Genomic DNA, 20830 nt, shown 5'->3' on the forward strand with positions numbered 1-20830 from the left:
CGCTAGGGGTGACATCCCTGCCCGATGCCCGCCGCTACCTGAAACTGAGGCGGATGTAACCGGCCCGGACATGACAGCGCGCATTCTGGTAGCGGGCATCGGCAACATCTTCCTGGGCGACGACGGATTCGGATCCGAAGTGATCCGAACCGCCGAGATCCCGCAGGACGGCGCGAGCGTGCGCGTCACCGACTACGGCATCAGCGGGATGCACCTCGCCTACGACCTGCTCGAGGACTGGGACACCTTGGTGCTCGTCGACGCGGTCCCCAGCCGTGGCAACCCCGGCACATTGCATGTGTTCCAGGCCGATCATGAATCAGATCCCACCGCAATGGGTTTCGACGGCCACAGCATGGATCCGGCCGCGGTGTTCGCCGGCCTCCGGGCGCTGGGCGGCAATCCGCCCTACACGGTCGTCGTCGGGTGCGAGGCGGGCAGCGTCGAGGAGGGCATCGGCCTCAGCGAGCCGGTGGCCCAGGCGGTTCCCCGCGCCGCGCGGGCCGTCGAGGAGATCGTCGCGGCGTTGCAGACGCACTCGGTGGCAACCAGCCGAGGGGGTACTGAGCCATGTGCCTAGGGATCCCCGGCCAAGTGATCCGGATGCTCGACGGCTTCGAAGGGCAGCTGGCCCTGGTCGACGTCACAGGCGAACCGCGCAGGGTCAACGTCGGCATGCTGCCGGAGGAGACATTCGCCCCGGGCGACTGGATAATCATTCACATGGGCTTCGCCGTCGAGAAGACGGACCGCGCGGGCGCGGAACAAGCGCTGGCGGGCCTGGAGCTGATGGGCCGGGGCCGCACGGACCCAACGGACTTTCCGGAGGTCGGCTGAGATGACCTCGTCCCCCCTGCTGCTGCGACACCGCGACGTTCGGCAGCGCTTCACCGTGACCGGTGTCGTGCAGGGGGTTGGCTTCCGGCCCTTCGTCCACCGCATCGCGACCGAACTCGGCCTGTCCGGCTTTGTCGGCAACGATTCGGGCGCCGTCTTCCTCGAGGTCCAGGGCGAGCGCACCCGCATCGCCGAATTCGGCCGGCGTCTCCGCACCGAGGCGCCGCCGCTGGCCCGGATCCGCGACGTCACGGTCAGCGAGCTTGCCGCCGACGCCGGCGGCGGCCGCGGGTTCCGGATCGTGGCCAGCCGGGACGTCCCGGGCGAGACGACGCCGATTCCGCCCGACATCGCGGCGTGCGACGACTGCGTCGCCGAACTCTTCGACCCACGCGACCGGCGCTACCGCCACCCCTTCGTGACCTGCACCAACTGCGGGCCGCGATTCACCATCATCCGCGAGCTGCCCTACGACCGCCCGTCCACCACCATGTCCGGGTTCCCCATGTGTGCGCGCTGCGCCGCCGAATATCACGACCCGGCGGATCGGCGCTTCCACGCGCAGCCGATCGCCTGCCCCGAATGCGGGCCGTCCCTGTGGTTCCGGTCGGCGAGCGGACGCCTCGACGGAGCGGACGCGGCGCTGGCGGCCACCCAACGCGCGCTGGCCGCCGGCGCGGTGGTGGCCGTCAAGGGCGTCGGCGGTTACCACTTGGCCTGCTCCGTCAGCGACGGCGCGGCCGTCGCCGCGCTGCGGGCGCGAAAGGCGCGTGGCGCCAAGCCGTTTGCCATGCTGGTCCGTGATCTGGACGTCGCGCGCCGCTACGCCTACGTCGACGACGACGAGGCCGCCGTGCTGCTGGGCCCCGCCCGGCCGATCGTGTTGCTGGGACGCCGACCGGACGCACCCGTTGCCGACGCCGTCGCGCCCGGCAGCCCGCTGCTGGGCCTGATGCTGCCGTACTCCCCCATTCATCATCTGCTGCTGGCGCCCGTACCCGCCTCTGCCGCGCTTGTGCCCGACGCGCTGGTGCTCACCAGCGCCAACCGGTCCGACGAGCCCATCTGTTTCACCGATGACGATGCGGCACAGCGCCTTCCGGCGCTGTGCGATGCAGTGCTCGACCACGACCGCCCGATCCACGTCCCGTGCGACGACTCGGTGGTGCGGGTGTTGAAGGACGAGGGGGCCGCATGCGAACTGCCGATCCGGCGGTCCCGCGGGTATGCGCCGCTGCCGGTCGACTTGAACTTCGCGGGCCCGGCAGTGCTGGCCGTTGGCGGGGAATTGAAGAACACCTTCTGCCTCACCGACGGCGCGCGCGCCTACCTGTCCGGGCACATCGGCGACATGGGCACCTGGGAGACGCTGCGCGCGTTCGAGCGGGCGGTGCACCAACTCAGCGAAATGCGCGGTGAGCCGGCCCGGTTGGCCGCCGACCTGCACCCCGGTTATCACACCCGAAGCTGGGCGGAGCGCCGCGCGGACGGTCGACCGCTGGACCTCGTCCAGCACCACCACGCGCACGTGGTGTCGCTGCTGGCCGAGCACGGGCGAATCGGCGAACCCGTCGTCGGGGTCTCCTTCGACGGCACGGGTTACGGATGCGACCAGACCATCTGGGGCGGGGAGATTCTCCGGCTCGGCCGCGACAGCCAGCGATTCGTCCGGGCCGGCCACCTGTTACCGGTACCACTGCCCGGCGGTGATGCGGCTGTCCGCAACCCGTGGCGGATGGCGCTCTCGCAGCTGTGGTCGGCCGGCATCGACTGGACCCCCGACCTGGCCCCCGTCGCGGCCGCGACACCCGACGAATTGCGCCTGACCCGTTCGCAATTGGAGACGGGAACCGGATGCGTGCCCTGCTCGAGCATGGGCCGCCTGTTCGACGCGGTCGCCTCGTTGCTCGGCGTGCGGCACCGCATCGACTACGAAGGCCAGGCCGCCATCGAACTGGAGGCGCTGGCGCAGTCGGCGGGCACGAACGCCGGGCCGTCGCTACCGCTCATGGTGGGCGCCGACGGGGTGATCGATCCCGCCCCGATGGTGCAGACGTTGGTGTCGGCGCTCTACACCGGCACGCGACCCGCGCTGCTGGCCGCGGCTTTTCACGAGGCCGTCGCGGACGCCGTCGCCAAGGTGGTCGGTCAGGTGGCCGGTACCACCCGATTGGTGGGCCTCACCGGTGGGGTATTCCAGAATGTGTTGTTGCTGAGAGCGTGTCGTCAGCGGTTGCGGCTGGCGGGATTCGAGGTGCTGACCCACCACGTCGTTCCGCCCAACGACGGCGGGCTCGCCCTGGGGCAGGCCGCGATCTCCATGCTGACCGCGCGGGAGGAGGGCTGACCCATGACCACCACAGCCATCGATCGCGGGCTCGGCGCCGAATTGGCCGAAGACCTCGCCGCCACTGCTTTCACGCTCGCCAAGCGCTTCGCGGCGGGCGCGACCATGTGGTCCATCGCGCCGTCGTGGGAACCGCACGCCCTGCACATCGCGGTCGAGTTCGTGCACCCGGTGATCATGGGCAAACGGGCCCTGCCCGCGGTGGCGCTGACCGGACCCGACCTGGTTGACCTGGTGCGAGTGTCGGTGCGGCCGGGCGACATCGTGGTCGCGGTTTCTGGAGCCGACGACCCGCAGGTCCGCTCGGTCATGCGGCGGGCCCCCGCATGGGGCGCCACCACCATCTGGATCGGCAGCGGCGACCGCCCCGGCGCGGGCATGGCGGACCACGTGCTGTGGCTCGACGACCCCGATCCGCGCGTGCCCGCGACGGGTGGCTTCGTGCTGTTCTATCACGTGCTGTGGGAACTGACCCACGTGTGCTTCGAGCACCCCGGCCTGCTCAAACCCGAATGCGCCGAGTCGGTTTGCGTCACCTGCAGCGACGAGGGGCGACCCGCCGAGGCGGTGACGGCGTCGGCCGACGGGCACGCCACGGTGCGCACCGCGCGCGGCATCGAAAACGTGGTGACCACCCTGATCGACCCGGTCGAAGCCGGGGAGCTGATGTTGGTGCACGCGGGCATGGCGATCGGCAGACTGGAAGACGAGGAGGGCCGATGAGCACCGCCGACGAACCCACCAACTTCCTGTATCCGTTCATCGACGCCCAGGAAGACGACCCCGCCTCGCTGCTGGCCGACCTGGCCGCGTCGGCGCAGGCGAAGGCGGCCGAAAGTCTGGCGCTGCGGCGCTCGACACTGGAAGCCAACGCCGCGCTGCTCGGTGCGGCCGCCGCCGAGCTGGCGCGCCGTTTCGCGGCGGGCGGCCGCATGTTCACCTTTGGAAACGGCGGCAGCTGCACCGATTCCACCACCTTGGCGAGGCTGTTCGCCCGGCCGCCGGTCGGCATGCCGCTGCCCGCGTGGCCCTTGACCACCGATCAGGCGATCCTGACCGCGCTGGGCAACGACGTCGGATTCGAGTTGGTGTTCGCCCGGCAGTTGATCGCCCGCGCCAGGACCGGTGACATCGCGATCGCCATGTCGACCAGCGGCGGTTCGCCCAACCTGCTCGCCGCGCTGGCCGAGGCGCGTCAACGCGGCCTGTACACCATCGGATTCGCCGGCTACGACGGCGGCGCGTTCGCGAACAATCCGAATGTGGACGCCTGCTTCGTCGTTCGCTCGCAGAGCGTGCACCGGATCCAGGAATCGCAAGCGCTGCTGGGCTACCAGCTGTGGCTGAGTGTGCACCAACAGCTCGGTGGCAAGCAAGGCATGGGGGCGGCATGAATAAGTCGGCGGGTGAATACCTTTCCTCGGGGCCACGATTCGCCGAGGGTGAAGTGATCGAGCGGATCGAATCGTTCCGCAGGCGCCGGCCCCGGTTGCTCGACGACCATGTGACGCTGGCGCACGGCGCGGGCGGCAAGGCCTCGGCGGCGCTGGTGGACGCGGTGTTCGTGGAGGCGTTCCGCAACCCGCTGCTGGAGTCACTCGGAGACAGCGCGGTCCTGACTCTGCCGAGCGGCGAACGCCTGGCGATGTCCACGGATTCATTCGTGGTGCAGCCCAGGCGCTTCCCGGGCGGCTCCATCGGCGCGCTCGCGGTGCACGGCACCTGCAACGACCTCGCGATGGCCGGTGCCGTGCCGTCGTGGATCTCGGCGGCGTTCGTGCTCGAAGAGGGTTTCCCCATCACCGAATTGAAAGAGGTCGTCGCCGACATGGCGGCGGCGGCCGCGGAGGCGGGCGTGCAGATCATCACCGGCGACACCAAGGTGGTGCCCAAGGGCGCCGCCGACGGCATGTTCGTCACGACCGCCGGGACCGGTGTCATTCCCACGGGACGCGAGCTGTCCGCGGCGTCGGTGCGGCCCGGTGACAAGCTGCTGCTGTCGGGAACGATGGGCGACCACGGCATGGCGGTCATGCTGGCGCGGGGCGACCTGGCCATCGAGGCCGACATCCACTCCGACACCGCGTGCCTCAGCCCGCTGGTGGAGCTGCTGATGGCGGCCGCGCCGTCCACCCGCTGGCTGCGTGATGCGACCAGGGGCGGAGTGGGCACCGTCTGCAACGAACTGGCCCAGGCCTGCGGTCTGGGGGTGCTGCTCGAAGAGGAACGACTTCCCGTGGCGCCCATGGTGAACGGCGCCTGTGAGCTGCTCGGCATCGATCCGCTGTACGTCGCCAACGAGGGCAAGTTCGTCGCGGTCGTCGCGCCGGACGAGGCGGCGGCCGGGCTCGATGCCCTGCGCTCGCATCCGTTGGGTGCCGACGCCGCCGAGGTCGGGGAGATCGTCACCGAACCAGCCGAAAGCGTGGTGCTGCGAACCGGATTCGGCGGAACAAGGATCGTCGACATGCTCGTCGGCGACCCGCTGCCGCGGATCTGCTAGGGCGTAGCGCGTCGCCACCAGAAAGGAAGGGAGGCCGCACATGTGTTTGGGAATTCCGGGCCGGATCGTCGAGATCACCGATCCCGCCGACTATTTGGCGAAGGTCGACGTCAGCGGCGTGCAGCGCACCATCAGCGTGCGGCTGCTCGCCGACGACATGCCCGAACCCGACGACTGGGTCCTGGTTCATGTCGGGTTCGCGATGGCCAAGATCGACGAGACGGAGGCGCTGCTCACCCTGGCCGCCGTCAAGAAGCTCGGCGACGCCTACGACACCGAAATCCAAGCCTTCGACTCCTCATCGATCATCTGAGAAGGAAAGGACCGTCATGAAATTCGTTGACGAGTTCCGTGATCCGGCCGCGGCCCGCAAGCTGCTGGGCGCCATCGAACGCTTGGCCGGCGCCGACGGCGAACTGTTCAAATTCATGGAAGTGTGTGGCGGGCACACGCACACGATCTACCGGCACGGCATCGAGCACCTGCTGCCCGACAACGTAGAGCTGGTGCACGGCCCCGGCTGCCCGGTCTGCGTGATCCCGATGGGCCGCATCGACGACGCCATGTGGCTGGCCGGCCAACCCGACGTGATCTTCACCTGCTTCGGCGACATGATGCGCGTGCCCGGATCGCACGGCAGCCTGCTGGACGCCAAGGCGCGCGGCGCCGACGTGCGGTTCGTCTACTCCCCGCTGGACGCGCTGAAGATCGCGCTCGACAATCCCGACAAACACGTCGTGTTCTTCGCCATCGGTTTCGAAACCACCGCGCCGTCGACGGCGGTCACCCTGGTCCGGGCGCGCGACCTGAAGCTGAGCAACTTCAGCGTGTTCTGCAACCACGTCATGATCGTCCCGCCGATCAAGGCCATCCTGGAGTCGCCGGACCTGCGCCTGTCGGGTTTCATCGGCCCCGGGCACGTGTCCACGGTGGTCGGCAACCGCCCCTACCGGTTCGTGCCCGAGGTGTACCGAAAGCCATTGGTGGTGGCCGGTTTTGAGCCCTTGGATATTCTGGCCGCGGTCGCGATGCTGTTGACCCAGATCCGCGAGGGCCGTTGCGAGGTGGAAAACCAGTACACGCGCGTGGTGCCCGAGCGGGGCAATCCCGCCGCTTTGGCGTTGATGGGCAAGGTTTTTGCGCTGCGCCCGCACTTCGAGTGGCGCGGGCTTGGTTTCATCTCGCAAAGCGCACTGCGGCTGCACGACGACTTTTCGGGATTCGACGCCGAGCTGCGGTTCGCGATGCCGGGCGTGCGGGTCGCCGATCCCAAGGCGTGCCAGTGCGGCGAGGTGCTCAAGGGTGTGCTCAAGCCATGGGAGTGCAAGGTTTTCGGCACGGCGTGCACCCCGGAGACACCGATCGGCACGTGCATGGTGTCCCCCGAGGGGGCGTGCGCCGCCTACTACAACTTCGGCCGGATGCACCGCGACGCGGTCAAGCTGGTGGGGCGCGCTTGACCGGTAAAACCGACGGCCCAGACATGTTCGCGCGCTACGCCTACGCGCCCAACGCGCTGGGCTATTGCGGTCCCCCGCTGGGGGCGACCCTGCGCGACGGTTCGGTCGACGAGGTACGCCGGGCGGCGACGAAGTTCTCCGGGGCGTGGCCGTACCTGCGGGTGCTGTCGACGCTGACCGGGATCGCCGACCCCCTGGACTACCGGCTCGTGGAGTCGTACTGGCTGGGCGGCGGCGTCGGCGCCGACCTGGACCCCCTGGACTTCTTCAAGGCGTTGCTGGCGATCATCGGCCCGCAGGCGGGCCGCTACTGGTCGCACCTGACGCCGGACCTTTCCGGCGAGGCCGCCGCCAACCACTGTTTCCACGTGTTCGGCGTGTACCCGTGGACCCGGTTCCTGGGGCGGGGTATGGACGAACATCCCCTGAACGTGCTCGACAACTGCCGCATCACCTGGGGAACCGTGCTGTCCCGCGACCGCGACCGGATCGAGGTGCTGCGCCGAAGGCTGGTGCTCGACGGTGAGGGGCTGGCGCTGTCCGAACCGTCGTCCGCTGTGTTCGACGTCTGGATCGACGGGTACAGCGCGGTGCCGGATGCCGCCGCGGGCGACGAGGTCGCGCTGCACTGGGGGCGGCTGTGCGGCCGCCTGTCGCCGCCGCAGGTCCGCACCCTCGCCGACGGAACCGAGCGTCAACTGCGGGTGACGAGCCACCGCCTGGCGCGCGTCTAGCGGCGAAGTGGATCGCCGCCATCGGGGGTCGGCTCGTGCCAGACTGGCCCCCGTGCCCGGTTCCCTTTGCGACGTGCTGCCCGCGGCCGCCGCTCTGCTCGGCGCGCCGGGCGCCGTCGACGAGCTGGGTTTGGCCGACCGGGTCGGCGGGGCGGACCAGGTCGATCGCGTCGCGGTGGTGCTGGTGGACGGACTGGGCTGGCACCTGCTTGCGGAGCTGGCCGGCAGCGCCCCGCTACTGGCCTCCGTGCTCGCCGGGCAGACCGGCCACCTCACGGAGCTCACCTGCACCTTCCCGTCGACCACCCCGACCAGTTTGGTCTCGCTGGGTACGGGGGCACAGCCCGGCGAGCACGGGATCCTGGGCTTCACGCTGAACGTGCCGGGCACCGATCGGGTGCTCAACCACATCCTGTGGCGTGACGACCCACCGCACGCCGAGTGGCAGCCCTTGCCCACCTGGTTCGGGCGGCTCAACGAAGCCGGCGTGAGCGCACGCGCCGTCTTGCCGGCCGCGTTCATGGGTAGCGGGCTGACCGAGGCGGCATACCGCGGCGCCGAGTTTCGCCCGATCCAGCCGACGGACGACAACGCGCAGGCGGTGGCCGACGAGCTGCGCGCGGCGCCGGGCCTCGTCTACGGCTACACCGCGGCCCTCGACACCGCGGCCCACGTATTCGGCGTCGGATCGTCCCGTTGGCACGAAGCGGCCGCCCAGGTGGACACGCTGCTCAGCCGGTTGGTCGAGGCGCTGCCGCCGAACGCGGCGCTGCTGGTGACCGCCGACCACGGCGGTTTCAACGTTCCACCGGACGCGCGGGTCGACCTCGACACCGACCCGCGGCTCGCCGCGGGAGTCCGCGTGGTCGCCGGCGAACCGAGGGTTCGCTACCTGCACACCGAGCCCGGCGCCGCGGCTGACGTGCAGGCGGCCTGGAGCGAGGTACTCGGCGGCAGGGCGCACGTCTACAGCCGCGAGCAGGCGGTAGCCACCGGGATGTTCGGACCGGTCAGCCCGGCGCACCTGACGCGGATCGGTGACGTCGTCGCCGTCTGCACCGGCGATGCGGCCGTGCTGGCAACCGGGCACGAGCCGCCGGAAACGGCTCGACTCATAGGCTTTCACGGCGCGGCGACGGCCGCCGAGATGGCCATCCCGCTGATCGCCTTCAAATCCCCTGCCGCGGCTCACTAGTCGCCGCGGCGCCGCCTCGCAGCTTCTTCCGCGAATCGCTCACAGCCCAAATTGCGCTACCTCTAAGCCTTTTCAAAGCGGACTGGCAGGGCCGGCACTCACCCGCGCTGCTACGGTGGCAGCACTGTGAGTTTCCGTGGTGCGGGCAGACCTTCACGACGGCCACGCCCCTCGGCTCTGGCCGTAGTTGCTGCACTGTCCCTTTTCGCCGCTGCCTTCGGATTCTGGGCGTTGCAGGTCGAGGCGGCGGCCGGCCCACCGCAGCACGTGGCGGCGTCGGTGGCGACCACCACCCGCACCGGGACCCTTGAGTTCCGGGACGGCTCCGCACCGCGCAGCCATCCCGACTTCGGCTCCACCCTCAACGACGACAAGGCATTCAAGAGCGCCGGATTGAAGCGCGACCGGCCGACGACCTTCTCGCTGTCCGTGCCGCGCTGGTCGTGGACGCTGTCCTCACTTGCCTCGGCCACTGGGGCACAGCGGCCCCTCGACGTAGGGCCGTCACGCGCACCCTCGACTGTCCTCGCAGGACAAGACCTCTTGACCAAGCTTTGCGTGTCCAGGCGCTGATCGGCATTCCGAGCCACTCGTAGCCATGTCTGGCCGGCGCCGCGCGCCGGCCGACAGCCGACCGCGTTAGCCCGAAAGCGGCCAACCCCGTCGGCATGCCCGCAACTCCCGACCCGACGCTGAACGTCGGTCGCTACCCACCCAAGGAAGTCATGTTTGCAGCCAACTCCCGCACGCCCGCTGGATCCGCGGCCACCCACCCCGCCCCCGCCGGGGGCAGATAGCGGTGGACTTCGGCGCGTTACCCCCAGAAATCAACACCGCGCGAATGTATTGCGGCCCCGGCCCCGCATCACTGCTGAGCGCGGCCACAACATGGCAGCGGCTGGCCGACCAGCTCCGCGAGGCCGCGACGAAGTACCTCGTTTCCGCGGGGCTGCTGGACGGCTTGCGCGGCCCCGCGGCGGTGCAGATGGGCGAAACGACGGCGCCGTACATAGCGTGGCTGCAGGCGACCGCCGCATTAGCGGAGCAAACCGCCGCCCGCGCCGGCGCGGCGGCCGACGCGTACGAGTGGGCGTTGGCCGCGACCGCGCCGCCGCAGACCATCCTCGCCAACCGGGCATTGCGAATGTCGCTGGCGGCGACGAACCAGCTGCGCCAAAACACCCCGGCCATTGCGTCCGCGGAGTGCCACTACGACCAGCTGTGGGCGCAGAACGCCGCCGCCATGTACGCCTACGCCACTGCCGCTGCGGCCGCCTCGACCGTGACGCCCTTTACGTCCCCGCCCGCCGCCGAGGACGGCGACGATGTGATATCGGCTGGCGCGGAACTGATTTCGATGCTGCCCGCAGCGCTCGACGGGTTATCGTCGGCATCTTGCCGGCGATTCCGTACGGCGGTGCTGTCGATGTCGTCGCCGCTGTCCAAGCTGAGTTCCCTGCGCACCGGGTTTGCCCGGCAGGCCAGCATCCCGCTCGCCGTGGCCATCGGTGCTGCGGCGGCGAAGGCGGGCAGGGGTAATCGCGCTGCGGTGCTGGTGGATTTCGGACGCGCGATCTCAATTGGCGGGTTGTCGGTCCCGCGGGCGTGGCTGCCCGCGGCGAAATCGAATGGGGTGGGCAAGCAGCCAACCGAACCCCGGCGCCGCCTGGGCGGGCAGCCGCGAACCCACACCGGACTTTGATCGTTTTCACAGCTCGCTGGGCTTGTCGGCCAAGCCTCGTGTTGTAGGTTCGGGCCACTGTGACAGTCGGCGACACCCGTGGAACTCGACGATGGCGGTCGGTCATCGCAATCGTCGCGGTGCTCGGCGTGTCCTGTGCGGTCACCGCGGGTTGGGCATCGCGTGGGGGCGCGGTCTCCGGACTCGCCCGCGTGAATGCCACACACGTGCAAGCGCATAACGCGAGCGCTGCCGCGCCGGGCTTTTCCGCCGGCTCCTCGCCGACACATCACAAGACCACCAAGACCGCGTGGATGACGCGGGATCGGCCGCCGACGTGGGCCCGCTCGTCGCCGCCATCGATCGGGTCGGCATTACCGACTTCGTTTGCGGCCACGGTATTTCGGCTGCCCCGCGCACCATCCCGTGCGCCCGGGGCGGTTCCGTCAGACCGGGATCTGTTGACGCTGCTCTGCGTCGCCCGCTGCTGAGGGCTCCTTGGCAGGTAGGCCTGTAACCCCCTGGCCTACGTCCCAACAGAAGAGTCCCGTTCGAACCGCGGCCCCACCGCCGTCGTTAGGCAGAGATAGCGATGAATTTCACGATGCTCCCGCCCGAAATCATTTCCGGACAACTGCATGCCGGCCCCGGCTCTGGCTCGATGGCCGAAGCCGCGACGGCGTGGGCCCGCCTGGCCACTCGGCTGCACACCGCGGTCGCGGACTACCGGGCGGTGACCTCGAAGCTGGCCGACTGGGAGGACCCCGCCCCCGGGCACGATGCCGCGGCGTCCTACATCGCCTGGCTCGACGCCACCGCGATACGCGCCGAGCAAGCGGCCACCCAGGCCGCCGCTGCGGCGAGCGCACACGAAAGGGCGTTAGCGGCAACGGTGCCACCGTCGTCGATCGCCACCAACCGGGTGCAGCGCAGGTCGCTGACCATGGCGAACTCCCTGGGTCTGGCGAGCCCGGCGATCGCCGCCACCGAGGCCGACTACGAACGGATGTGGGCGCAGGACGCCGCGGCCATGCACGCCTACGCCGCGGCGTCGGCGGATGCCGCGGCCATCGTGCCGTTCACGTTGCCGCCCGGCAGCGCAAGCCGGGGCACGTGGGCACTGGAGTCGGGGCCGGAGGTCGTGTCGGCGGGCCGGCAGCTGCTCGCAGCCGCGCCCGGCGCGCTGCGGGCGCTGTCCCTGTCGCCGCTGGCCACGTTCGACGTCTCCCTCGCGCCGGCGACCTGCGCCCTGTCAAAGCTGAGCTCGCTCACCGCGCCGTCGGGTATCGCGATCGACTACCTGAATTCGCTCAACAAGGCGGCGGCGTTGCGCTGCCTGGCGCCCGACCATCGTGCTGTTCGCGGCGCGGCAATCACCGCGCGGGTCGGCCGCGCAACGTCGGCCGGGGCGTTGTCGGTGCCACGGGTCTGGGCGACGGCCGCGGCGCCGATGGCCGTCTACCGTGGAACGGTTGCGTAGCGCGCGGGTCAGCCCGCGCGCCCGGCGTACGACCGCGCGGCGTCCACGATCGCGGCGAAGAGGCGCAAGTCGTCCAGGGACTGTTCCGGATGCCATTGCACCGCAAGCACAAAACGGTCCCCGGGCAACTCCAGCGCCTCGATGACGCCGTCGGCGTCCCAGGCGCTGACCATCAGCCCTTCACCGACCTTGTCGATCGCCTGATGGTGGTAGCACGGCGCATCGGTGGACTCCCCGACCAGCGCGGCCAGCCGGCTGCCGGCGGCGGTGCGCACCGTCAACCTGTTGAACACCGCGTTGCCCGCCCGATGTCCGTCGTGCCCGAGAACCTCCGGCAGGTGCTGATGCAGGGTGCCGCCCAGCGCCACATTGAGCACCTGCGCACCGCGACAGATGCCCAGCACCGGCAGTCCCCGGTCCAGCGCGCCGCGCAACAGCGCGAATTCCCATTCGTCGCGGGCGGCGCGCGGCCGATCGGTGGTCGGATGCGGCTGTTGGCCATACGCGGCGGGATCCACGTCGTAGCCGCCCGTGATCACCAGCGCGTGCAGACTGTCGAGCACCGACCCGACCGCCTCCGGTTCCGCCGGCTGCGGCGGTAGCAACACCGCGGCCCCGCCGGCCATCACGACACCCTGGAAGTAATCGGCAGGCAGATAACCCGCCGGCACGTCCCAGATCCCGGTCCGCACCCGCTCCAGGTACGAAGTCAGGCCCACTACCGGGCGCTCAGAGGCGTTCACAACCGCGTATCCTTTCCCCGACCGACACGGTACCGCCCGCCATCCACGAGGTCGCGGCAAACCGCTTGTGCGAGTTAGTGTTCGGCGTGCCCGCCGGGATTACCAGGTACTGGTGCGCAACACGATCTCGGCGGCCAACTGTGCCGTCGACTCCTGCACCGTCCGCCGGCCCAAATGCACCACGCGGTACTCGGCGTAGACATACTGCTGGCTGGCGCGCGCCACCGCCCGCGCGGCCGGGGAGCTGACCAGGACCGTGGTGCCGATCTCCACCGGCGGGCAATGCCCGTCGCGAACCGCGCCGTCGCGATCGGCCGCCCGCGGATGGCCGCGATCGATCACCACCAGGCCGACGAACCGGCCCAGCTTCGTCGCGGCGAGTTCCCAGGCCAGTTCGCCGCCGGCACGGTCGCCGACCACCACGGCCCACCCGATTCCCAGCACGTCGAGGATGCCGACGACCGACTTGGGGGTCAGGCGCGGATCGAGACCGATGACGACCGTCCGAAGCGACGCGGTGTGCAGCCGTTCGCAGACCGCGTCGTACGCGGCGGGGATGCGCTCCTCGTCGCCCAGAATGACGACCACGACGCCCTGTTCCGGACCGGCCACCGCTACCGGGACGGGGAACCCGTCGAGCGTGGTCATCATTGAGGGCATCTACGCACGCTACAACCGACCGGCCCACGCGCGCGACGATTTCTCCACATCCCCGCGTTCAGCGGCTATCCCGGCGGGCTCGCGCGACGCGTTTTGCGTCGCCGTCAATTCGGTCGGCATACCGCCGGGCCTCGGCGAATGCCCTACGGCCACAACCGAGTTGCCAGGTGCGGGCGGCGGGGCGGCGGACCGTCCAGCAGGCCGAGGACAGCGTCGGTGTCGAGGTGGGCAGCCAGCAGATCGGCGATCACATCGAGCTGGGCATCGCGCCGCGCGGCCACGTTGGTGTCGGCGACGACGAACCCGTCACGGCCTGCCGCGGCCGCGACGCCGGTGAGCCACGCGCGGCGGAAGTCGTCGTTGTCGAGCAGGCCGTGCCAATGGGTGCCGAAGACCGCGCCGCGAACCAGGCCGTGCGGTTGGCAGTCGCGCCCGCCCTGCGCGCCGAACCAGATGTCCTCCGCGCAGCGCGACACCCGGCCGTGATGGATCTCGTATCCGGCGAGCGGCGGCGGCCACCGGCGCAGGATCTTGGTTTCGCCGAAGGCGATGTCCGCGTCCAGCAGCCCCAGCCCGGCGACTTCGCCGAGTCCCGATTCCACCGGGTCGTCGAGGCGCCGGCACAGCATTTGAAAACCGCCGCAGATCCCGAGCACCGGCTTGCCGGCCGCGGCGTGCGCGGTGATCGCCTCGGCCAGGCCGTGATCGCGTAGCCAGGTCAGGTCGGCGACGGTGGATTTGCTGCCGGGAATCACGATCAGGTCGGTGTCGGCCAGGTCGGCGGGGTCGGCGCTCCAGCGGACCGCGACGCCAGGCTCGCACGCCAGCGCCTCCACGTCGGTGGAGTTGGAGATCCGGGGCAACCGGATCGCGGCCACCCGCAGCCACTCGCTCCCGCGCGGCGGTTCCGGGGTGCCGACGAGGCGGCGCGCGACCACCGACAGCGAGTCCTCGGCGTCCAGCCAGAGTTCGTCGGCGTAGGGCAGCACGCCGTAGGTCGGACGGCCGGTCATCGCGTGCAATTGCCGCAATCCGGGTTCCAGCAGTGCGGGGTCGCCGCGGAATTTGTTGACCACGAACCCGGCAATCAGTGCCTGGTCGTCGGGCTCGAGCACCGCGACCGTTCCGAATAGATGGGCGAGCAGGCCGCCCCGGTCGATGTCTCCGACCAGGATCACCGGCAGGTTCGCGGCCCGGGCCAGGCCCATGTTCGCCAAATCCGTGGCACGCAGGTTGATTTCGGCCGGCGAGCCGGCCCCCTCGCAGATGACGGCATCGAAATCATTGCGCAGGCAAGACAATTCGTCGGCGACGATCCCCGCCAGGCGCTCGCGATGCCGCACATAGCTTGCCGCCGTGACCGAATCCGCGACCTGGCCGCGAATCACCAATTGCGACGTCCGGTCACTGCCGGGTTTGAGCAGGATCGGATTGAACCGCACGCTGGGCTGCAGCCCCGCCGCCCGCGCCTGGAGGGCCTGGGCCCGGCCGATCTCGCCGCCTTCCACGGTGACCACGGAATTGTTGGACATGTTCTGCGCCTTGAACGGCGCCACCCGAACGCCGCGGCGTGCCAGCAATCGACACAGGCCGGCGACTACCACCGATTTCCCGGCGTCGGAGCTGGTGCCGGCGACCAGCAGCGCCCCGCTCAAGGATTCACGGCTTGTTATATCGAGGTGAGGATTTCAACGCCGGTGTCGGTCACCAGCAACGTGTGCTCGAACTGCGCGGTCCACTTGCGGTCCTTGGTGACCACCGTCCAGCCGTCGTCCCAGATCTCGTAGTCCAGGCCGCCGAGGTTGATCATCGGTTCGATGGTGAACGTCATCCCCGGCTGCATGACCGTCGTCACCGAGGGCTGGTCGTAGTGCAACACGACCAGCCCGTTGTGAAACGTCGTGCCGATGCCGTGACCGGTGAAGTCACGAACCACGTTGTACCCGAACCGATTCGCGTACGCCTCGATGACGCGGCCGACGACCGACAGCGCCCGCCCCGGCTTGACGGCGTTGATCGCGCGCATCGTCGCCTCGTGGGTGCGCTCCACGAGCAGCCGGTGCTCCTGCGCGACGTCGCCGGCCAGGAAAGTCGCGTTGGTGTCGCCGTGCACCCCGTCGATGTAGGCCGTGACGTCGATGTTGACGATGTCGCCGTCCTCGACCACCGTCGAGTCCGGGATCCCGTGGCAGATGACCTCGTTGAGCGACGTGCAGCACGACTTCGGGAAGCCCTTGTAGCCCAGGGTCGACGGGTAGGCGCCGTGGTCGATCATGTACTCGTGGGCGATCCGGTCCAATTCGTCGGTCGTCACCCCGGGCGCCACCGCTTTGCCCGCCTCCTGCAGCGCGCCGGCCGCGATCCGGCCGGCGACCCGCATCTTCTCGATCACCTCGGGGGTCTGTACCCACGGCTCGCTGCCCTCCCGCACGGTGGGCTGCCAGGCATACTCCGGACGGGGAATGCGGCCGGGCACCGGCAGAGTCGGGGACAACTCTCCGGGGGAAAGCGCAGTGCGAGCAGGCATGGCGACCAGCTTAATCGCGCCGCGCGGCGGCTCCGCCGAAGCGGCCGCGGATCAACGAGCGCCGCGGCCCGCGGATGATCACCGAGCCGCACACCACCCGTCCCGTCAGCACGACGTGCGGCCGGCCTTCGCCCGGCGCGTCCTTGCGGCGGTCGCTGGCGCTGCCCACGTAGACCTCCACGTCGTCGATCGACGCGCTGGCGCCGTCCGGCAACCGGATCTCCACCGAGCCGAACCGCATGTCGAGTTCGACGACCACGACCGGGCCCGCGAACCGGGCCTTGGTGAGGTCGAGCTCGATGGAGCCCAGCCGGCGGACCAACGCCAGCCGGGTGGGCACCGTCCATTCGCCCTGGCGCTTGAGCGAGCCGGCCCAGCCGCGCAGCTCGACCCGGTCGGCCGCGGAGGTGACGATCGCGCCAGGACCGGGCAGGTCGCCGACCAGCCCGTCGAGCTCTCCCCGGGTGCGCGCGTAGGACACCTGCGACGAGCGCTGCTCGAACTCGTCGATATCGATCAGCCCGAGCGCGACGGCGTTGTGCAGTCGCCGCATCGTGCCGTTGCGGTCGGCGTCGGAGACCCGTAATGCCACCATGTCGCCGCCGGTATCCGTCATGTTCGCAATTTACCGCCGAAGCGGCCCCACGGATCGCGCGCTAGGCCAGGAAGTCCGGCGGCAGCGATTCGAACATGAACTTCGTCATCCGCACGGCCCACTCTGAGCTACCGCCCCCGACGATCAGCGAGGCGAACGCCAGGTCGCCGCGATATCCGGCGAACCATGAGTGCGATCCGCCCGGGAACTCGGCCTCACCCGTCTTCCCGTAGACCGCGCCGCAGCCGGCGATCTCCTTGGCGGTCCCGTTGGTTACCACCAGCCGCATCATGGGCCGCAGCGCGTCCACCATCTTCGGGCTGATCGGCGTGGTATCGCCCTGGACCGCGGTCGGCCGACCGGCGATGAGCTGCGGCGTCGGGGTCTTGCCGGCGGCAATGGTCGCCGCCACCAGGGCCATGCCGAACGGGGTGGCCAGCACCTTGCCCTGGCCGAAGCCGTCCTCCGTGCGCTCGGCCAGATCCACCGTGGGTGGCACCGACCCGGTCACCGTGGTGATGCCGTCCACCGCGTAGTCGAGCCCGATCCCGTATTGGGCGGCCGTCTGGGTCAGACCCCGAGGCGGCAGCCGGCTGCTCAACTCCGCGAATGTCGTGTTGCACGAGCTGGCGAAAGCGCGCGCCATCGGCACCACGCCCAGGTCGAAGCCACCGTAGTTGGGGATGGTGCGGTGCCCGATGTCGAGATGGCCCGGGCAGCCCAGCATCGAGTTGGGCGTGGCCATGTCGCGATCGACGGCGGCGCCGGCGGTGACCATCTTGAACGTCGACCCGGGCGGAAACAGGCCGGTGGTCGCCAGCAGGCCGTCAGCATCGGCGCCCCCGTTCTGCGCGATGGCAAGGATCTCCCCGGTCGACGGCTTGATCACGACGATCATCGCCTTGCCGCCCTTGTTGTCGACCGCGCGCTGGGCGGCGTTCTGCACCACCCGGTCCAGCGTGATGGAGATCGACGGCGCCGGTGATCCCTGCACCTCGTGCAGGACTTCGACTTCGACCCCGTTCTGGTTGACGCTGACCACCCGCCAGCCCGCCTCGCCGTCGAGTTGGTCGACCACGGCCTTCTTCACCTCGGACATGACCGCCGACGCGAAATGCGGGTCCGTCGGCAGCATCTCGGGCTGGGGCGTGACCACCACCCCGGGCAGCCGGCCGATCGCCGGGAAGACCTTGTCGTTGTCGTCGGGATGCAGCGTCACCAGGTCCACCGGCTGGGTCGCCGAGCTGGCCTGCTCGGCCAGCAACTGCGGGTCGTTCAGCGTGCCGTTGAAGGGGTGCAGGACGTCCACGATCGCGTGCGCCGTCCCGCTCAGGGCTGCTCCGGATCCGGCCTGGGTGGCGTCCAGCGTGTAGTGGTACAGGTAGCCGGGCACCAAGACGTCGCTGCCGCCGAGTTCGTTGACCGAGGCGCGCCGCGGTCGATCCGCGCGCAATGCGAACGTCTGGTGCTCGCCCAGCTTGGGGTGCAGGTCGGTGGGGGTCCACCGGACCTCCCAGCGCCCCTCGTCGCGGGCCATTTTCAGCTGGCCGTCGTAGGTCCAGGTCCGGTTCTTGGGCAGGTGCCAGGTGAAGCGGTAGCCGATCGTGCCGGTGTCCTCGGCGTACTTGGCGTTGAGAATCTGCGTGTCCAGGTGGGTCGCCTGCAGGCCCGCCCAGGCCGCGTTCAACGCTTCGCGGGCCTCGTTGGGGTTGTCGCTGAGTTGGGCGGCCGTGGCGGTGTCACCGATCGCCAGGGCGCCGAAGAACTTTTCGGCCGCGGGACCGGGGCCGTCGGGCCGCGGTGTGCATCCGGACAGGGCGACGACGCCGACGAGCAGCAGGCCGGAAGCGGTTGATACCAATGAGGCTTTTGTGACCATCGGTACAGATGTTATGAACTGCGGGGCCAACACCTGCGCAGACACTCCGAGACCGAGCCGTTACGTGCACAGGGCGCCCCGAGCGGGGGGCGCCTTACCCCTAGTCCAGCAGCACCGTCGCGAAGGTGCCGACCTCGGCGAAGCCGACTCGGGCGTATGCGGCGCGGGCCACGGTGTTGAAGCTGTTCACGTACAGGCTGGCGGTGCGCCCGCTCCCGACGATGACGGCGGCAACGGTCGCGGTGCCGGCGGTACCGAGCCCCAGGCCGCGCCACTCGGGATGCACCCACACCCCTTGGATCTGGCCGACGCCCGGCGACTGCGAGCCGACTTCGGCCTTGAAGACGACCTGGCCGTGCTCGAAGCGGGCCCAGGCGCGACCGGCCGCGATGAGGCTGGCCACCCGGCGCCGGTAACCCCGACCGCCGTCGCCGATCCGCGGGTCGACGCCCACCTCGCCGATGAACATGTCCACGGCGGCCACCAAATAGGCGTCCAGCTCGTCCGGCCGAACCTGGCGCACCCCGGGGTCGATCTCGCAGTTGGGGTGCCTCGACAGCGACAGCAACGGCTGGTGGTCGCGCACGTCCCGGGCCGGGCCCCACGCCGACTCGAGCCGCTCCCACATCCGCATCACCAGATCGGACCGGCCGACCAGCGACGAACAGCGGCGCGTCCCACTCATCGCCTCGTCGGCGAAGGCGTCCATGTCCTGCGGTGCGCCGCGCAGTGGGATCAGGTTGGCGCCGGCGAAGCACAGCGACTCTTCCGCGCCGCGCAGGGTCCACAGTTCCCCGCCGATGGAATTGGGGTCGATGCCGTGGTCCGCCACCCGGGCCGCGACCATGCAGGATCCGACGGGATCCTCGTCGAAAACCCGCCAAACGGCCGCGGCGTCGCGCACCACAGAAACCCGTCGCTCACCGACAAGGCGGAAGAGGGGCGGAGCCGACATCTGGCGAACTCTCTGTGATGCGATTAACGGACTTGCAAGCGGGAAACGGCCCCCATCAGCTTACGGTCACGATCGGCGAACCGCTTGATGTTGTGTCAGGACCGTGATCGGTCCCCATCTCCGAGGCGAGACGCATGGCCTCCTCGATGAGCGTCTCGACGATCTGGGCTTCCGGCACGGTCTTGATGACTTCGCCGCGAACGAAGATCTGCCCCTTGCCATTTCCCGACGCGACGCCCAGGTCGGCCTCTCGCGCCTCGCCCGGACCGTTCACCACGCAGCCCATCACGGCAACCCGCAGCGGAACGTCCAGACCGTCCAGGCCAGCGGTGACCTCGTTGGCCAGGGTGTAGACGTCGACCTGCGCGCGGCCACACGACGGGCAGGACACGATCTCCAGCCCGCGTGGCCGCAGGTTCAGCGACTCGAGGATCTGGGTGCCGACCTTGACCTCCTCGACGGGCGGGGCCGACAGCGACACCCGGATGGTGTCGCCGATGCCGCGCGAGAGCAACGCACCGAAGGCGACCGCGGACTTGATGGTGCCCTGGAAGGCCGGACCGGCCTCGGTGACGCCGAGGTGCAGCGGGTAGTCGCACTGGGCGGCCAGCTGCTCGTAGGCGGCGACCATCACGACGGGATCGTTGTGCTTGACGCTGATCTTGATGTCGCCGAAGCCGTGCTCCTCGAACAGCGAGGCCTCCCACAGCGCCGACTCGACCAGCGCCTCGGGCGTGGCCTTGCCGTACTTCTCCATGAACCGCTTGTCCAGCGAGCCGGCGTTGACGCCGATGCGGATCGGGATGCCCGCGGCGGCGGCGGCCTTGGCCACCTCGCCGACCCGGCCGTCAAATTCCTTGATGTTGCCCGGGTTTACCCGCACCGCAGCGCACCCGGCGTCGATCGCGGCGAAGATGTACTTCGGCTGGAAGTGGATGTCGGCGATCACCGGGATCTGGCTGTGCCGGGCGATCTCGGCCAGCGCGTCGGCATCCTCTTGACGGGGACAGGCCACCCGCACGATGTCGCAGCCGGCGGCGGTCAGTTCCGCGATCTGTTGCAGCGTCGTGTTGACGTCGTGGGTTTTGGTGGTGCACATCGACTGCACCGAAATCCGATAGTCGCTGCCCACCCCGACGTCGCGGACCATCAGTTGGCGCGTCTTACGCCGGGGGGCGAGCGTGGGCACCGGTGCGTCCGGCATGCCCAGGCCAATGGTCACTGTTCTAATTCC

The 20830-nt window shown here is 69.8% G+C and carries 21 protein-coding genes; 13 read left to right on the forward strand and 8 right to left on the reverse strand.

The window, feature by feature from the left end; genetic code table 11:
* The first annotated feature begins 70 nt into the window (after positions 1–70).
* The 13 genes from A5750_RS10675 to A5750_RS10735 all read left to right on the forward strand — a co-directional run bounded on the left by A5750_RS10675 (position 71) and on the right by A5750_RS10735 (position 12237).
* Positions 71–580, forward strand: a complete 510-nt coding sequence (locus A5750_RS10675) for a hydrogenase maturation protease (protein ID WP_067262649.1) — start codon at positions 71–73, stop codon at positions 578–580.
* On the forward strand, positions 571–837 hold the full coding sequence (locus tag A5750_RS10680; protein WP_067262653.1) for a HypC/HybG/HupF family hydrogenase formation chaperone: 267 nt from the start codon (positions 571–573) through the stop codon (positions 835–837). Before A5750_RS10675 ends, A5750_RS10680 begins: the two co-directional genes overlap by 10 nt.
* A gap of 1 nt (position 838) precedes the next feature.
* Positions 839–3184, forward strand: a complete 2346-nt coding sequence (gene hypF, locus A5750_RS10685; protein ID WP_067262655.1) for a carbamoyltransferase HypF — start codon at positions 839–841, stop codon at positions 3182–3184.
* 3 nt (positions 3185–3187) lie between these two features.
* Complete coding sequence (locus A5750_RS10690) at positions 3188–3907, forward strand: hydrogenase assembly protein HupF (protein ID WP_067262659.1); 720 nt, start codon at positions 3188–3190, stop codon at positions 3905–3907.
* Positions 3904–4578 (forward strand): SIS domain-containing protein, encoded by a 675-nt coding sequence (locus A5750_RS10695; protein WP_066946363.1) that lies wholly within the window; start codon positions 3904–3906, stop codon positions 4576–4578. Before A5750_RS10690 ends, A5750_RS10695 begins: the two co-directional genes overlap by 4 nt.
* Positions 4575–5687, forward strand: coding sequence for a hydrogenase expression/formation protein HypE (gene hypE, locus A5750_RS10700; protein WP_067262662.1), 1113 nt, complete (start codon positions 4575–4577; stop codon positions 5685–5687). The genes A5750_RS10695 and hypE overlap by 4 nt, the downstream gene beginning before the upstream one ends.
* A 40-nt stretch (positions 5688–5727) precedes the next feature.
* A complete protein-coding gene (locus A5750_RS10705) occupies positions 5728–6000 on the forward strand; it encodes a HypC/HybG/HupF family hydrogenase formation chaperone (RefSeq protein ID WP_067262665.1) in 273 nt (90 codons plus the stop codon).
* A 16-nt stretch (positions 6001–6016) separates the two neighbouring features.
* Positions 6017–7147: a hydrogenase formation protein HypD gene (hypD, locus tag A5750_RS10710; RefSeq protein WP_067262668.1), complete on the forward strand. Its 1131-nt coding sequence runs from the start codon at positions 6017–6019 to the stop codon at positions 7145–7147.
* Positions 7144–7881 (forward strand): DUF6390 family protein, encoded by a 738-nt coding sequence (locus tag A5750_RS10715; protein WP_255377455.1) that lies wholly within the window; start codon positions 7144–7146, stop codon positions 7879–7881. The genes hypD and A5750_RS10715 overlap by 4 nt, the downstream gene beginning before the upstream one ends.
* Positions 7882–7933: 52 nt before the next feature.
* Positions 7934–9076 carry an alkaline phosphatase family protein gene (locus tag A5750_RS10720; RefSeq protein WP_067262674.1) on the forward strand — a complete coding sequence of 381 codons (1143 nt, stop codon included), beginning with the start codon at positions 7934–7936 and terminating at the stop codon, positions 9074–9076.
* Positions 9077–9307: 231 nt separating this feature from the next.
* Positions 9308–9649, forward strand: a complete 342-nt coding sequence (locus A5750_RS10725; RefSeq protein ID WP_082948080.1) for a hypothetical protein — start codon at positions 9308–9310, stop codon at positions 9647–9649.
* 226 nt (positions 9650–9875) lie between these two features.
* Positions 9876–10778, forward strand: a complete 903-nt coding sequence (locus A5750_RS10730; protein WP_156664309.1) for a PPE family protein — start codon at positions 9876–9878, stop codon at positions 10776–10778.
* Between the two features lie 571 nt (positions 10779–11349).
* Entirely contained in the window at positions 11350–12237 is an 888-nt protein-coding gene (locus A5750_RS10735; RefSeq protein ID WP_067262678.1) for a PPE family protein, read from the forward strand.
* 8 nt (positions 12238–12245) lie between these two features.
* Here A5750_RS10735 and A5750_RS10740 read toward each other — a convergent pair whose 3' ends face one another.
* From A5750_RS10740 to ispG, 8 genes are all read right to left on the reverse strand, one after another.
* Positions 12246–12980, reverse strand: coding sequence for a gamma-glutamyl-gamma-aminobutyrate hydrolase family protein (locus A5750_RS10740; RefSeq protein ID WP_231989170.1), 735 nt, complete (start codon positions 12978–12980; stop codon positions 12246–12248).
* A gap of 99 nt (positions 12981–13079) precedes the next feature.
* Positions 13080–13640 carry an alpha/beta hydrolase gene (locus tag A5750_RS10745; protein ID WP_197505407.1) on the reverse strand — a complete coding sequence of 187 codons (561 nt, stop codon included), beginning with the start codon at positions 13638–13640 and terminating at the stop codon, positions 13080–13082.
* 143 nt (positions 13641–13783) lie between these two features.
* Positions 13784–15295 (reverse strand): cobyric acid synthase, encoded by a 1512-nt coding sequence (locus A5750_RS10750; protein ID WP_066946331.1) that lies wholly within the window; start codon positions 15293–15295, stop codon positions 13784–13786.
* Positions 15296–15309: 14 nt separating this feature from the next.
* The gene (map, locus tag A5750_RS10755; protein ID WP_066946328.1) at positions 15310–16167 is read right to left on the reverse strand and encodes a type I methionyl aminopeptidase; all 858 of its coding nucleotides are present in this window, start codon (positions 16165–16167) and stop codon (positions 15310–15312) included.
* A gap of 10 nt (positions 16168–16177) precedes the next feature.
* On the reverse strand, positions 16178–16783 hold the full coding sequence (locus A5750_RS10760) for a DUF1707 domain-containing protein (protein WP_066946325.1): 606 nt from the start codon (positions 16781–16783) through the stop codon (positions 16178–16180).
* A gap of 40 nt (positions 16784–16823) precedes the next feature.
* Positions 16824–18641, reverse strand: coding sequence for a penicillin-binding transpeptidase domain-containing protein (locus A5750_RS10765; RefSeq protein WP_066946322.1), 1818 nt, complete (start codon positions 18639–18641; stop codon positions 16824–16826).
* Positions 18642–18741: 100 nt separating this feature from the next.
* Entirely contained in the window at positions 18742–19596 is an 855-nt protein-coding gene (locus A5750_RS10770) for a GNAT family N-acetyltransferase (protein WP_066946318.1), read from the reverse strand.
* Between the two features lie 55 nt (positions 19597–19651).
* Positions 19652–20818, reverse strand: a complete 1167-nt coding sequence (ispG, locus tag A5750_RS10775; protein ID WP_067262680.1) for a flavodoxin-dependent (E)-4-hydroxy-3-methylbut-2-enyl-diphosphate synthase — start codon at positions 20816–20818, stop codon at positions 19652–19654.
* Positions 20819–20830: the final 12 nt, after the last annotated feature.

The sequence above is a fragment of the Mycobacterium sp. 852002-51613_SCH5001154 genome (genome assembly GCF_001667425.1).
In the GTDB taxonomy this organism is placed as follows: Bacteria; Actinomycetota; Actinomycetes; order Mycobacteriales; family Mycobacteriaceae; genus Mycobacterium.

What these genes read in the sequence shown, in the direction of transcription:
- A5750_RS10675 (WP_067262649.1), top strand. Translation starts at nt 71, where the DNA reads ATGACAGCGCGCATTCTGGTAGCGGGCATCGGCAACATCTTCCTGGGC.
- A5750_RS10680 (WP_067262653.1), top strand. Translation starts at nt 571, where the DNA reads ATGTGCCTAGGGATCCCCGGCCAAGTGATCCGGATGCTCGACGGCTTC.
- hypF (WP_067262655.1), top strand. Translation starts at nt 839, where the DNA reads ATGACCTCGTCCCCCCTGCTGCTGCGACACCGCGACGTTCGGCAGCGC.
- A5750_RS10690 (WP_067262659.1), top strand. Translation starts at nt 3,188, where the DNA reads ATGACCACCACAGCCATCGATCGCGGGCTCGGCGCCGAATTGGCCGAA.
- A5750_RS10695 (WP_066946363.1), top strand. Translation starts at nt 3,904, where the DNA reads ATGAGCACCGCCGACGAACCCACCAACTTCCTGTATCCGTTCATCGAC.
- hypE (WP_067262662.1), top strand. Translation starts at nt 4,575, where the DNA reads ATGAATAAGTCGGCGGGTGAATACCTTTCCTCGGGGCCACGATTCGCC.
- A5750_RS10705 (WP_067262665.1), top strand. Translation starts at nt 5,728, where the DNA reads ATGTGTTTGGGAATTCCGGGCCGGATCGTCGAGATCACCGATCCCGCC.
- hypD (WP_067262668.1), top strand. Translation starts at nt 6,017, where the DNA reads ATGAAATTCGTTGACGAGTTCCGTGATCCGGCCGCGGCCCGCAAGCTG.
- A5750_RS10735 (WP_067262678.1), top strand. Translation starts at nt 11,350, where the DNA reads ATGAATTTCACGATGCTCCCGCCCGAAATCATTTCCGGACAACTGCAT.
- A5750_RS10745 (WP_197505407.1), bottom strand. Translation starts at nt 13,640, where the DNA reads ATGCCCTCAATGATGACCACGCTCGACGGGTTCCCCGTCCCGGTAGCG.
- map (WP_066946328.1), bottom strand. Translation starts at nt 16,167, where the DNA reads ATGCCTGCTCGCACTGCGCTTTCCCCCGGAGAGTTGTCCCCGACTCTG.
- A5750_RS10760 (WP_066946325.1), bottom strand. Translation starts at nt 16,783, where the DNA reads ATGACGGATACCGGCGGCGACATGGTGGCATTACGGGTCTCCGACGCC.
- A5750_RS10765 (WP_066946322.1), bottom strand. Translation starts at nt 18,641, where the DNA reads ATGGTCACAAAAGCCTCATTGGTATCAACCGCTTCCGGCCTGCTGCTC.
- A5750_RS10770 (WP_066946318.1), bottom strand. Translation starts at nt 19,596, where the DNA reads ATGTCGGCTCCGCCCCTCTTCCGCCTTGTCGGTGAGCGACGGGTTTCT.